This window comes from Streptomyces sp. DF42, from assembly GCF_058267695.1.
The window spans coordinates 2,739,989-2,752,860 of record NZ_CM177859.1; the positions used below are offsets into that span (position 1 = coordinate 2,739,989).

Sequence of the window (12,872 nt, forward strand, 5' to 3'; positions counted from 1 at the left end):
ACGTACGACGTCCGCACGAACGAGCACGCGCTACGACTGCGCGACCGACGGAAGACGCCCGCACCCGCCCAGCCCTGATCAGGATCAGAAGCAGAATCAGTCGTCGTCAGGGGTTCCGGCCGGGGCGTCGTGCCACTTCGGGTCGTTCTCCCATTCGAGATTGCGCTCGCGGGCCGTCGCCATCGCGGCCTCCGCCTCCTGGCGCGAGGCATACGGCCCGAACCGGTCCTTGGCCGGGCACTCCGGCCCCTCCTCGACCTTCTTGTGCTCCAGGCAGTAGTACCACTCGCCGGGTTTGCCGGCCGTGCGCTTCTTGAACAAGGCCATGACCTGCTCCTCTCGCCTCCGACATATTCCCCCATGCCCGCTGGTTAGACTCGCTGGCATGTCTGGCCAGTCGCTGCTCGTACCAGGGGAGCTGTCTCCCACCCGTTCCGTACCCGGAAACATCCGCCGTCCCGAGTACGTCGGCAAGCCCGCGCCGTCGCCGTACACCGGACCGGAGGTGCAGACGCCCGAGACGATCGAGGCGATGCGCACCGCCGGCCGGATCGCCGCGCAGGCGATGGCGGAGGCGGCCAAGCTCATCGCCCCCGGGGTCACCACCGACGAGCTGGACAAGGCGGCGCACGACTACATGTGCGATCACGGCGCCTACCCCTCGACGCTCGGCTACCGCGGCTTCCCCAAGTCCCTGTGCACCAGCCTCAACGAGGTGATCTGCCACGGCATCCCGGACTCGACCGTGCTCCGGGACGGCGACATCATCAACCTCGACGTGACGGCGTACATCGGCGGGGTGCACGGCGACAACAACGCCACATATCTGGTCGGGAGCGTCGACGACGAGAGCCGTCTCCTGGTCGAACGCACCAGGGAGTCCCTCGATCGCGCGATCAAGGCGGTCAAGCCGGGCCGCCAGATCAACATCATCGGCCGCGTGATCGAGTCGTACGCCAAGCGCTTCGGGTACGGAGTGGTCCGCGACTTCACGGGCCACGGGATCAGCTCCGCGTTCCACTCGGGCCTGATCATCCCGCACTACGACAGCCCGCACGCGACGACGGTCATGCAGCCCGGGATGACGTTCACCATCGAGCCGATGCTGACGCTCGGGACGCACGACTACGACATGTGGGACGACGGGTGGACGGTCGTCACGAAGGACCGCAGGCGCACGGCCCAGTTCGAGCACACGCTGGTGGTGACGGAGACGGGAGCGGAGATCCTCACGCTCCCCTAGGGCACCCCAGGGCCCGCCCTCTTCCGGGCGGGCTTTTTGCCTGGCGCTCCGGCTCACGCTCCAGGAAGACCCGGCCGCCGATCTCCACCCAGCCGTACGGCTGCGGAGCGGTGAGGATCTGTGACCCCGCGCCCTGGGTGATGTTGAGCGCCCGGCCCAGGCGGTCCGTCAGGAGCAGCGCCGCCGCACCCGTCGCCTCGTCCTCCTCGATGCCGTCGTCGCGCCCCGGAAAGCCTCGCGCGCGGACCCGCCCGGCCGACTCGTCCTCCCAGGCCCAGGCGTAGATCCACTCCCCCTTGGCCGGCACGGGCAGCGCATCGACCTCGGCGGCCGTCCCGTACTGGCGCAGCGTCCGCGGCGGAGCCCACTCCGCCCGCGCCTCGATCCAGCTGAACTCCCCGTCCTGGCGGGCCCCGACCACCCCGGCCGGTGTCACCAGCTCGGGCACGTCGAGGAGCCAGGCCGTGCCGACGCAGGGGTGGCCGGCGAAGGGCAGCCGCAGGGTCGGGGTGTAGATGTCGACGACTCCGCGCTCGGGGTCGTCGACGAACACGGTCTCGCTGAACCCCAACTTCCCCGCGAACGCCTGCCGTTCGTCCGGATCCGGCAGCACAGAGCCGTCACGGACGACGCCGAGCTCGTTGCCGTAGCCACCGTCCGCTCCGCAGAAGACACGGAGCACGTCGTAGTCAGTCACGGGGGCATTCAAACATCGCCCTTCGAGGCGTGCCGCGGCCGCCCACGGCGGGGGCTCCTCTGGTCACTCGAAGCGAAATCCTTGAATCTCCCTTGACCATCTCTTGGGAAGTGATTTTGGCCAACGTGATCGCTCCGTGCTCATACACCGTCCATGAGAGCTGAATCACCACATGGGTGGGTATCACGCAGGCAAGCCTTAGATAAGTTAGGTGAGCCTCACCATCCCTGTGTGAGTCCCGACACGCGATTCTTCGCCACCGCTTGGAGCCTGCATGCGAGCCGCCAGACTCTCCGTCGTCACCGCCGTCGTCACGGCCGCGGCACTGACCGCCGTGACGGGGTGCACGGAGAAGAGCAAGGGTGACGGTGACGCGGCAGTCAAGGTGACCGCCGCCGACTCCACGTGCGACACCTCCGCCAAGTCGGTGCCGGCCGGCCAGGTCACGCTGAGCATCGAGAACAAGGGTTCCAAGGCGACCGAGGTCGAGATCCTCTTCCCGGACGACCGGATCGTGTCGGAGAAGGAGAACATCGGGCCGGGCACCAAGTACACGCTGACCGCGGAGGTGAAGGCGGGATCGTACGAGATCGCCTGCCGCCCGGGGATGAAGGGGCACGGCGTCCGGCAGAAGCTCACGGTCACCGGCTCCGGCGCGGTCGCCAAGCGCGACCCCAAGCTGGACAAGGCCGTCGCCGACTACCGCGAGTACGCGCAGGAGCAGGCCGACGCCACGCTCCCGAAGGTGGAGACCTTCGCCGAGGCGATCAAGGCCGGCGACCTCGACGCCGCCAAGAAGGCCTACGCCCCGTCGCGCGTCGGCTGGGAGCGCACCGAGCCGATCGCCGAGTCCTTCGGGGACATCGACCCCGAGACCGACACGCGCGCCGACGGCCTGGAGAAGGGCCAGAAGTGGACCGGCTGGCACGCGCTGGAGAAGGCGCTGTGGCAGGACAAGAAGACCGGCGCCGCGCAGAAGACGCTCGCCGACCGGCTGGTCACCGACCTGAAGGACTGGCAGAAGCGGGTCGGCAAGGCCGTGATCACCCCGACCTCCATGGCCAACGGTGCCAAGGAACTGCTCGACGAGGTCGCCACCGGCAAGGTCACCGGTGAGGAGGACCGCTACTCGCACACGGACCTCTCCGACTTCAAGGCGAACGTCGAGGGCGCGCAGAAGGCGTACGAACTGCTCAAGCCGGTCGCGCAGCAGAACGACAAGGCGCTGACCACCGAGCTGGACAAGCAGTTCACCTCGCTGAACGCGACGCTCGACAAGTACCGCACGGACGGTTCGCAGGGACGGGAACAGAACGGCTTCGTGTCGTACGACACCGTCACCAAGGACCAGCGCAAGGAGCTCTCGGACGCGGTGAACGCGCTCGCGGAGCCGCTGTCCAAGCTCGCCGCCGCCGTTGCGAAGTAGGGGACGGACCACCATGACGGACACTCAGGAAGCAACGGGCGCGGAAGCCGCCGCTCAGCAGCGGCCCTCCCGGCGTTCGCTGATCGGCTGGGGCGGGGCCGGGCTCGCGCTCGGTGCCGCCGCGGCCGGCGGTGCGGTGGCGATGACCCGCGTCGGCTCCACCGACGAGGCGGACCCGGCCGCCGCCGGGATGGGCGCGGCGGTCGCCTTCCACGGCGCCAACCAGGCCGGCATCGCCACACCGGTGCAGGACAGGCTGCACTTCGCCGCGTTCGACGTGCAGACCGACGACCGCGCCGAGTTCGTGCAGATGCTCAAGGACTGGACGGCGGCCGCACGCCGGATGACCGCCGGGAAGGCGGTCGGTGACGGCGCGTACGGCGGACTCGCCGAGGCGCCGCCGGACGACACGGGCGAGGCGCTGGGCCTGAAGCCCTCGCGGCTGACGCTGACGATCGGCTTCGGGCCGTCGCTGTTCGAGAAGTACGGCGACACGTTCGGGATCAAGGACCGGCGGCCCGAGGCCCTGGCCGACCTCCCGCAGTTCGCCGGCGACGCCCTCGACAAGTCGCGCACCGGCGGCGACCTGTGCATCCAGGCCTGCGCCGACGACCCGCAGGTCGCCGTGCACGCGATTCGCAACCTGGCCCGCATCGGCTTCGGCAAGGTCAACATCCGCTGGTCGCAGCTCGGTTTCGGCAAGACCTCGTCGACGACCCCCGACGCGCAGACCCCGCGCAACCTGATGGGGTTCAAGGACGGCACCCGCAACATCGCGGGCACGGAGCCGGACCGGCTGAAGAAGTTCGTGTGGGTCGGGGACAAGGACGGCAGCCAGGACTCGGACTGGATGACCGGCGGGTCCTACCTCGTCGCCCGGCGCATCCGGATGCACATCGAGACCTGGGACCGCACGTCGCTGCAGGAGCAGGAGGACGTGTTCGGCCGCGACAAGGGCGAGGGCGCCCCGGTCGGCAAGGCCAAGGAGCACGACGCGCCGTTCCTGAAGGCGATGAAGCCCGACGCGCACGTCCGGCTCGCGCACCCCGACTCCAACAACGGGATCACGATCCTGCGCCGTGGCTACTCCTTCACCGACGGCACCGACGGCCTCGGCCGCCTGGACGCGGGCCTGTTCTTCCTGGCCTACATGCGTGACGTGCGCAAGGGGTTCATCCCGCTGCAGCGCAGGCTGTCGGCGACCGACGCACTCAACGAGTACATCCAGCACGTGGGTTCGGCGGTGTTCGCCGTTCCGCCGGGCGTCCGCGACAAGGACGACTGGTGGGGCAGCACCCTGTTCTCCAAGGAGGCGTAGCCGTGTTCTCCAACTATCTGATCGGTCTGCGCGAGGGCCTGGAAGCCAGCCTCGTCGTCTGCATCCTGATCGCCTACCTGGTCAAGACGGACCGCAGGGACGCCATCCGGCCGATCTGGATCGGCATCGCCGTGGCGGTGCTCATCGCGATGGGCTTCGGCTGCGCGCTCGAATTCGGCTCCCAGGAGCTGACGTTCCAGACGCAGGAGGCGCTCGGCGGTTCGCTGTCGGTCGTCGCGGTCTGCCTGGTGACGTGGATGGTCTTCTGGATGCGGCGCACCGCCCGGCATCTGAAGTCCGAGCTGCACGGCAAGCTGGACGCGGCCCTCGCGATGGGCACGGGCGCGCTGGTCGCCACGGCGTTCCTCGCCGTCGGCCGTGAGGGCCTGGAGACGGCGCTGTTCGTGTGGGCGTCGGTCCACGCGGCCAGCGACGGCACCCCGCGCCCGCTGGTCGGCGTGGCGCTGGGCCTGGCGACCGCGGTCTTCCTGGGCTGGCTGTTCTACCGGGGCGCCCTGAAGATCAACCTCGCGAAGTTCTTCACCTGGACCGGTGGCATGCTGGTCGTGGTCGCGGCGGGCGTGCTGGCGTACGGCTTCCACGATCTGCAGGAGGCCGACTGGCTGCCGGGCCTGACGAACCTGGCCTTCGACATCAGCGGCACCATCCCGCCTGACAGCTGGTACGGCACGCTGCTGAAGGGCGTGTTCAACTTCCAGCCGGACCCGACCGTCCTCCAGGTCACGGTGTGGCTGCTGTACTTGATCCCGACGCTCGCGCTGTTCTTCGCCCCGGTAGGGTTCGCCTCCGGGAAGGGGAAGGTGAAGGCACCTGATGAGCAGGGATCGCGGCCCTCGAAGGCTCCGCAGGCTTGACCGGCGCGTACTGATCGCGGCCTCGGTGACCGCTTTGTCGTTGACGGCGAGCGGTTGCGTGGTGGTGCACGGGGAGCGCGAGGTGCTCCCCTCCTCCACGCGCGGCGAGGCCGCCAAGGCACTTGGGCAGTTCACCACCGCGTACAACAAGGCGGACAAGGCGTACGACAGTTCGCTCGACGCCGACCACGTCACCGGCGCCCTGGGCGACATCGACGCGGCCCGCCTCAAGGCCGGCCACGCGAACAACCCGGGCGGCAATCCTGCGCACACGCCGCTGAAGCTGTCCGACGTGACGTACACGATCCCCAAGAAGGCCGGCTGGCCGCGCTGGTTCGTCGCCGACGCGGCCGCCAACAAGGGCGGCAACTCGCGCTGGGTGTTCGTGTTCCTGCGGGGCGGCCTGGACGAGCCGTGGCAGGTGGCGTATCTGACGCTGGTGGTGCCCGGCCAGATGCCGAAGTTGAAGAAGGACGCGGACGGCTGGGCCGAGGCCGTGCCCGCGAACTCGGCGGAACTGGCCGTCAGGCCCGCGGACTTGAGCAAGGACTACGCGACCTACCTGAAGAGCGGCGGGAGTTCCTTCGCGGACGGCGCGAACACCAGCAGGTGGCGCGCGAACCGGAAGAAGAGCGCCCAGCAGCCGGGGCGGGTCACGCAGTACATCGACGAGCCGCTGACGAGCGGGGACTACGCGCCGCTGGCCCTGCGGACGGCTGACGGCGGGGCCCTGGTGTTCTTCACCACGCGCTACTACGCGAAGGAGACGGCCTACCCGGGCACATCGCTCCCCACGCCCACCAAGGACGTGCAGGCGCTGACGAAGGGCGAGGTCAAGCAGTCGCTGACCATGGAGCTGACGTCGAACCAGGTGGCTCTGGACCCGGCGCAGGGCTCGGGGAAGACGCAGGTCGGCGTGCTGGGACGCATCGAGGGGCTGACGTCGGCGGTGGGTTCGTAGCAGCCCTCAGCGGCGCAGGGGCCAGGCGGAACTCGCCTGGTCGGACTCCTCGCCGACGTGTCGGGCGCAGGCGTCGGTGAGGATCTCGAGGAGGCTCAGCGGGTCCGGCAGGGCGTGCTCGGGACCGCGTACCCAGTGCACGCCCTGGTCACCGGGGAGCCGGGCGGGCGGTACGAGGACGTAGGAACCGCGGCAGTGCCAGCGCAGTCCAGGGTGCTCGTCCGCTGTCTCGGGGTGGCAGTCCAGCTCGCAGGGCCACCACTCGTCCTCGTCCTCGGGGGTGCCGCGGGTGAGGGTGAAGAAGAGAAGCCGGCCGTCGTCGCTCTCGGCGACCGGGCCGACCTCGATGCCGGAGGCGAGCAGCCGCTCCAGCGCCTCCGTTCCCGCCTCCAGGGGCAGGTCGAGGACGTCGTGCACCATGCCGGTCGCGGTGATGAAGTTGGCCTGCGGCTGGTGGCGTGCCCAGCGCTCGATCTGCCCGCGGTCGGTGGTCGACTGGGTCTGCCAGGCGAACGACACCGGGTGCCGGGCCGGGGTGGGGCAGCCGACGCGGTCGCAGGAACATCGGTAACCAGGAGCTGGATGCGCGGCGGGAGCGAGCGGCAGTCCCGCTCCGGCGGCGGCGAGCAGCAGGGCCTCGCGGCCGGCGTCATCGGCGCCGGTCTCCTTCGGGCGGCGGCCACGCAGCCACTGGGAGAGCTTGCCCTGCCGGCCGGTGCGGCCACCGAACTCCGCGCTCATCTATCGCCTCGCCTTGCTGTCGTGTGGAACAGCATGCCCTATGGTCCCACCAACCCGCGCTCCGGGGTACCAGAAGGGACATCCGGGGTACGTGGGGCAAGTCCGTGGAGTGCGTAGTCGACGAGGGTGTCCGTGTAGTCGTACGAGATCGGGCCCGTGTGCTGGAGCCAGCGCTGGACCAGGGGCGAGACGAAGAGTTCGAGGGCGATGCGCGGGTCGATCTCCGGGCGGACCTCGCCGGAGCGCTGTGCGGAGCGCAGCCGGTCGACGTACAGCTGGAGGGAGGGTTCGAGGAGCTTGGCCACGGAATCCCGGCCGAGTTGCTCGTTGACCAGGCCCTCTGCGGCCAGGGCACGGGAGGGCACCTCGAACCTGGGGTCCTTCAGCTGGTCGACGGTCATCCGCAGCACGGCCTTGAGGTCGGCGGCGAGGTCGCCGGTGTCCGGGATGACGTAGGGCTCCTGGCCCGCCTCCCGCGCCGCCTCCGCGCTGAGCTCGAGGAACGCCTCCAGCAGGACGTCCGCCTTGGACTCCCACCACCGGTAGATCGTCTGCTTGCCCACGCCGGCCCGTGCGGCGATGCCCTCGATGCTGGTCTTCGGGTAGCCGACCTCGCCGACCAGCGCGAGGGCGGCGTCGTAGATCGCGCGACGGGACCTCTCGCTGCGGCGGGTGGAGTCGGGGGCGGGCTTCTTGACCATGCCCAGACCGTACCAAGGACTGAGACGGAGCGTCTCGTCACGCTTCTACGACGGTGCGGTGTACGGCGGCCAGGGGTCCCCCCAGTCCGCGTCCCGCGCCGCCTTGTACAGGTCGCCGTGGCGTTTGGTGACCGTCGTGCGGCGCAGCTGCTCGTCGGCCTCGCACAGGTCGAGGAGGACCTGGCCCTTGCGGATCTGCGGGCGCCGGACGACTCGGGAGGGGGCGGGCCCGGCCGGGAAGCGGGTGGCGGCGACGTAGCTGAACTTCTCGTCCTCGTAGGGCAGGGAGCCGCCCTTGACCTGGCGGTGCAGGGAGGACCGGCTGACCCGGGCCGAGAAGTGGCACCAGTCCTCACCGGGGACGATCGGGCAGGCGGCGCTGTGCGGGCAGGGCGCGGCGATGTGGAAGCCGGCCGCGATCAGGCGGTCGCGGGCCTCGATGACACGGGCGTAGCCGGCCGGGGTGCCGGCCTCGACGATCACGACGGCCTGCGCGGCGGCTGCCGCGGCGTCGACGAGCGAGGCGCGGTCGGGGGCGGTGAGTTCGTTCAGGACGTAGGAGACGGTGACGAGGTCGGTCTCGTCGAGGGTGAGCGCGGCGCCGATCCGGGAGCGCCGCCAACCGGCCTGCTCCAGCGCAGGGTTGGCGGCAGCGATCTCCCGGCCGAGGGCGAGGGCGGGTTCGGCCCAGTCGAGCACGGTGACGGGCCGGGTGCCGTCCCAGGTGGCGGTGACGGCCCAGGTCGCGGCACCGGTCCCGCCACCGACGTCCACATGACTCCCGGGCACCCACTCGGGCACGGCGTCGGCGAACGCCTCCAGCGCGGAGCACACGGCCTCGAAGGTCGCGGGCATGCGGTAGGCGGCGTAGGCGGCGACGTCGGCCCGGTCCCGGAGGATCGGGGCGTCGGTCGGGGTGGCCCCGCGATAACTGGCGATGAGCCGCTCGACAGCCTGCGCGGCCTGCTTGGGCGGAAGCCCGTCGAGCAGAGCGGCGAGGCTGTGACGCAGAGTCTCGGCGGGGGGTGCGGGGACGTTCACCGGCCGATTCTAAAGCGCGCCCGCCTTCTCACCACCGACGGGCGACTTCTCACTGCCGACGGGCAGCTTCTCACCGCCGACCGGCACCCTCCTACTTCCGACCGGCACCCTCTCGCTGCCGACCGGCAAATCCAGCGCGACCGGCGTTTGAGGACAAGGCCGTGCACGCCGAAGCACGGACACCCTCTCCACCACCGGCCGCCACTCCAGCCCGTCCGGCGTTTGAGGACGAGGCCGTTCAGGCCGAAGCGGGGGTCCGGGGGCGGCAGCCCCCGGCAACGGCCCGCGCCGGCCACCGCGTCAAGCCGGCCGCACGGCCCGCGCCACCCGCGTCGCCGCAGCCGCCCTCGGCTTGTTGTCCGCCGCCCGCCGACGCGGATGCACCGTGTTCGCCAGCAGCACCACAAACGTGTCCGTCGCCGGGTCCAGTACCAGCGACGTCCCCGTGAACCCCGTGTGCCCCGCCGCTCCCCGCCCCGCCAGCTCGCCCATGAACCACGACTGGTCGACGGCGAAGCCCAGCCCCGGCGGGGTCAGCAGCAGTTCCACGAAGTCGGAGCCGAGGATGCGGGCGGGGCCGTGGGAGCCGCCGGCGAGCAGCGTCCGGCAGAAGACCGCCAGGTCCCGCCCGGTGGAGAACATGCCCGCGTGGCCGGCGATCCCCCCGAGCGCCCACGCGTTCTCGTCGTGGACGACGCCCCGCACCATCCCCCGGTCCACCTTGGCCCACGGCCGCCGCTGGTCCTCCGTGGCCGCCGCCCCGGGGCAGGGGCCGAAGTCGGTGGACAGCATGCCCAGCGGCCGGGTGATCCCGTCGTTGATCAGGACGTCCAGCGTGCGGCCGGTGAGCCGTTCCAGGACGAACTGGAGCAGCAGGAGGTTGAGGTCGGAGTAGGCGTAGGTACCGGGCACGCCCACCGGTGCCTCCGCGCGCAGCATCGCCAGCCGCTCGGTGTCGTCGGCGCAGTCGTACAGCGGGAGTTCGGGGCGCAGCCCGGAGGTGTGGGTGAGCAGCTCCCGTACGGTGATGCGGTGCCGGACGGCCGCGCGGAACTCGGGGAGGTAGGCGCCGACCCGGGCGTCGATGCCGAGCGTGCCGCGCTCGATCTGCTGCACGGCGGCGACCGCGGTGAACAGCTTGGTCAGGGAGGCCAGGTCGAAGGGCGTGTCCACGGTCATCGGGACCCGCGCCTGGGCGGGCAGCTCGACGCCGCGGTCGGTCTCGGCGTCGTAGGCCGCGTACCGCACGGCCCAGCCCGCCGCCTCCTCGACGGCGATCACCGGGCCGCGCCCGGCGACCACGACGGTGCCCGCGGCCCAGGGGTGCTCCCCGGCGCTGAGGTCCCGGACCTCCTGGACGAGGTGGCGGAGTTCTTCGGGGTCGAGTCCGGCCCGTTCGGGGCTGTCCCTGCGCAGTCTCGGTGCGCTCAGCTCTCTGCTCCCTCCGCGCTCGCACGCCCGTTCCAAGGACGGCACATTCCCACGAAGCAGGCCAGTGCCACCAGTGCTGCGGCCAGTTGGACGACGGCCATCGGGACGGCGGTGTGCTCGCCGGCGATCCCGACGAGCGGGGAGGCGACGGCGCCGATGAGGAACGAGGACGTGCCGAGCAGCGCGGACGCGGAGCCTGCGGCGTGCTTGGTGCGCATCAGGGCGAGCGCCTGGGCGTTGGGCAGGGTCACGCCCATCGCGGACATCAGGACGAACAGGGCGGCGGCCACGGGCACGAGGCCGACCGTGCCGAGGACGCCGGTGGACATCAGCAGCAGGGCGGTCGCGGCGGCGATGACGACGGCCAGGCCCGCGCCCATCACCTTCTCCAGGCTCACCCGCCCGACCAGCACCTTCCCGTTGAACTGACCGACCGCGACCAGCCCGACCGAGTTCAGGCCGAACAGCAGGCTGAAGGTCTGCGGGGAGGCGCCGTAGATCTCCTGGATGACGAAGGGCGAGGCCGAGATGTAGGCGAAGAGCGCCGCGAACGCGAAGCCGCCCGCGAGCATGAAGCCGGTGAAGGGCAGGTCGGCGAGCAGACGGCGCATCGAGTGCAGGGCCTCGCCCACTCCCCCGCCGTGCCGCTCGCGCACGGGGAGGGTCTCGGGCAGCTTCGTCCACACGAAGGCGGTCAGCACCGTCCCGACGACGGTGAGCACCACGAAGACGCCCCGCCAGTCCGTCACCCGCAGGATCTGTCCGCCGATCAGCGGCGCGACGACCGGGGCGACCCCGCCGATCAGCATGAGGGTGGAGAAGAAACGGGCCATCGCCACGCCGTCGTACAGGTCGCGGACCACGGCCCGGGCGATGACGATCCCCGCCGCGCCCGCCAGGCCCTGCGCGAACCGGAAGGCGACCAGGAACTCGACGGTGGGCGCGACCACGCACAGCACGGTCGAGACGACGTAGGCGACGAGCCCGACCAGCAGCGGGCGCCGGCGGCCCCACCGGTCGCTCATCGGCCCGGCCACGAGCTGCCCGAGCGCCATTCCGAGCAGACAGGCGGTGAGGGTGAGCTGGACGGTGGCCGCGGGTGCGTGCAGGGACGTGGTGACCTCCGGGAGCGAGGGGAGGTACATGTCCATCGCCAGCGGGGGCGTGGCGGTGAGGCCGCCGAGGATCAGGGTGACGAGCAGACCGGTGCGGCGCACAGCGGGGGCGGCCGGTTCCGCTTCCCGTCCGGCCGCCTGTTCTATGTGTGGTGTCGAGGCCCCCTGCTCGGCCATGTGCCCCTCCCTTTCCGAGCGCTGCATTGTCCCGGCGGACCCCCCGGACCGGACCCCCGGCCACCTATGCTCTCAGCTCGTACACAGTCCGAAGGCCACATGAGCGAGGGCGGGGTCCGTGATGACGGCGGAGAGCGTGCGGTGGGGGATCCTGGCGACCGGCGGGATCGCGGCCGCGTTCACGGCGGATCTGGTGGATCTACCGGACGCGGACGTCGTCGCGGTGGCCTCGCGGACCGAGGCGTCGGCCAAGGCGTTCGCGGAACGGTTCGGGATCGAGCGGGCGTACGGCGACTGGGCCGCGCTCGCCGAGGACGCGGACATCGACGTCGTCTACGTCGCCACCCCGCACTCGGCACACCGGGCGGCCGCCGGTCTGTGTCTGGAGGCCGGACGCAACGTGCTGTGCGAGAAGGCGTTCACGCTCAACGCGCGCGAGGCCGGGGAGCTGGTCGCGCTGGCGCGGGGGCGCGGGAGCTTCCTGATGGAGGCGATGTGGATGTACTGCAATCCCCTCGTCCGGCGCCTGAAGGATCTCGTCGACGACGGCGCGATCGGTGAAGTCCGCAGCGTGCAGGCCGACTTCGGGCTCGCCGGTCCTTTCCCGCCCTCGCACCGGCTGCGCGATCCCGCACAGGGCGGGGGCTCGCTGCTGGACCTCGGTGTGTACCCGGTGTCGTTCGCGCAGCTGCTGCTCGGTGAGCCGGCCGACGTGGCGGCGCGGGCGACCCTCTCCGAGGAGGGCGTCGACCTCCAGACGGGCGCGCTGCTCTCCTTCGACAGCGGTGCGCTCGCCTCGGTGCACTGCTCGATCGTCGGCGGTACGGCGACCTCGGCGTCGGTCACCGGCTCGCGGGGCCGTATCGACATCCCGTACGGCTTCTTCTTCCCGGACCGCTTCGTGCTGCACCGGGACGGCCGGGACCCCGAGGAGTTCGTGGCCGATCCGGCGGACGGGCCGCGGAGCAGTCTGCGGCACGAGGCGCGGGAGGTGATGCGCGCGCTGCGGGCCGGTGAGACCGAGTCGCCGCTGGTCCCGCTCGACGGCACCCTCGCGGTGATGCGGACGCTCGACGCGATCCGGGACCGTATCGGCGTCCGCTACCCGGGAGAGGACCTGGAGGAGGCCGTCACACCCGCTTGAGT

Annotated in this window: 13 protein-coding genes; 6 read left to right on the top strand and 7 right to left on the bottom strand. The window is 71.0% G+C overall.

Features of this window, described 5'->3' with window-relative positions; translation table 11 throughout:
* Positions 1-96: 96 nt before the first annotated feature.
* Positions 97-327: a hypothetical protein gene (locus ACYUED_RS12530; protein WP_266513196.1), complete on the bottom strand. Its 231-nt coding sequence runs from the start codon at positions 325-327 to the stop codon at positions 97-99.
* A gap of 58 nt (positions 328-385) precedes the next feature.
* Here ACYUED_RS12530 and map point away from each other — a divergent pair, with 58 nt between their 5' ends.
* Positions 386-1,243, top strand: coding sequence for a type I methionyl aminopeptidase (gene map, locus ACYUED_RS12535; protein WP_491292360.1), 858 nt, complete (start codon positions 386-388; stop codon positions 1,241-1,243).
* Here map and ACYUED_RS12540 read toward each other — a convergent pair.
* Complete coding sequence (locus ACYUED_RS12540) at positions 1,230-1,940, bottom strand: PhzF family phenazine biosynthesis protein (protein WP_491292361.1); 711 nt, start codon at positions 1,938-1,940, stop codon at positions 1,230-1,232. The genes map and ACYUED_RS12540 overlap by 14 nt on opposite strands.
* A gap of 274 nt (positions 1,941-2,214) precedes the next feature.
* On the opposite strand from ACYUED_RS12540, the gene efeO reads away from it, so the two are divergent.
* From efeO to ACYUED_RS12560, 4 genes are read left to right on the top strand one after another with little or no spacing between them, the layout of a single operon-like run.
* Positions 2,215-3,366, top strand: a complete 1,152-nt coding sequence (gene efeO, locus ACYUED_RS12545) for an iron uptake system protein EfeO (protein ID WP_491292362.1) — start codon at positions 2,215-2,217, stop codon at positions 3,364-3,366.
* Positions 3,367-3,379: 13 nt separating this feature from the next.
* Entirely contained in the window at positions 3,380-4,684 is a 1,305-nt protein-coding gene (gene efeB / locus ACYUED_RS12550) for an iron uptake transporter deferrochelatase/peroxidase subunit (protein ID WP_491292363.1), read from the top strand.
* Positions 4,685-4,686: 2 nt separating this feature from the next.
* Positions 4,687-5,559, top strand: a complete 873-nt coding sequence (gene efeU, locus ACYUED_RS12555; protein WP_491292364.1) for an iron uptake transporter permease EfeU — start codon at positions 4,687-4,689, stop codon at positions 5,557-5,559.
* A complete protein-coding gene (locus tag ACYUED_RS12560) occupies positions 5,519-6,520 on the top strand; it encodes an SCO2278 family lipoprotein (RefSeq protein WP_491292365.1) in 1,002 nt (333 codons plus the stop codon). The genes efeU and ACYUED_RS12560 overlap by 41 nt, the downstream gene beginning before the upstream one ends.
* Positions 6,521-6,526: 6 nt before the next feature.
* On the opposite strand, the gene ACYUED_RS12565 is transcribed toward ACYUED_RS12560, so the two are convergent.
* From ACYUED_RS12565 to ACYUED_RS12585, 5 genes are all read right to left on the bottom strand, one after another.
* A complete protein-coding gene (locus ACYUED_RS12565) occupies positions 6,527-7,261 on the bottom strand; it encodes a bifunctional DNA primase/polymerase (RefSeq protein WP_491292366.1) in 735 nt (244 codons plus the stop codon).
* A 38-nt stretch (positions 7,262-7,299) separates the two neighbouring features.
* Positions 7,300-7,962, bottom strand: a complete 663-nt coding sequence (locus ACYUED_RS12570; RefSeq protein WP_491292367.1) for a TetR/AcrR family transcriptional regulator — start codon at positions 7,960-7,962, stop codon at positions 7,300-7,302.
* A 45-nt stretch (positions 7,963-8,007) separates the two neighbouring features.
* Positions 8,008-9,003, bottom strand: a complete 996-nt coding sequence (locus ACYUED_RS12575) for a small ribosomal subunit Rsm22 family protein (RefSeq protein ID WP_491292368.1) — start codon at positions 9,001-9,003, stop codon at positions 8,008-8,010.
* A gap of 300 nt (positions 9,004-9,303) precedes the next feature.
* Positions 9,304-10,479, bottom strand: a complete 1,176-nt coding sequence (locus tag ACYUED_RS12580; protein ID WP_491292369.1) for a serine hydrolase domain-containing protein — start codon at positions 10,477-10,479, stop codon at positions 9,304-9,306.
* On the bottom strand, positions 10,431-11,726 hold the full coding sequence (locus tag ACYUED_RS12585; protein WP_491292370.1) for a multidrug effflux MFS transporter: 1,296 nt from the start codon (positions 11,724-11,726) through the stop codon (positions 10,431-10,433). Before ACYUED_RS12585 ends, ACYUED_RS12580 begins: the two co-directional genes overlap by 49 nt.
* Before the next feature lie 121 nt (positions 11,727-11,847).
* Here ACYUED_RS12585 and ACYUED_RS12590 point away from each other — a divergent pair, with 121 nt between their 5' ends.
* Positions 11,848-12,870 (top strand): Gfo/Idh/MocA family protein, encoded by a 1,023-nt coding sequence (locus ACYUED_RS12590; protein ID WP_491292371.1) that lies wholly within the window; start codon positions 11,848-11,850, stop codon positions 12,868-12,870.
* Positions 12,871-12,872: the final 2 nt, after the last annotated feature.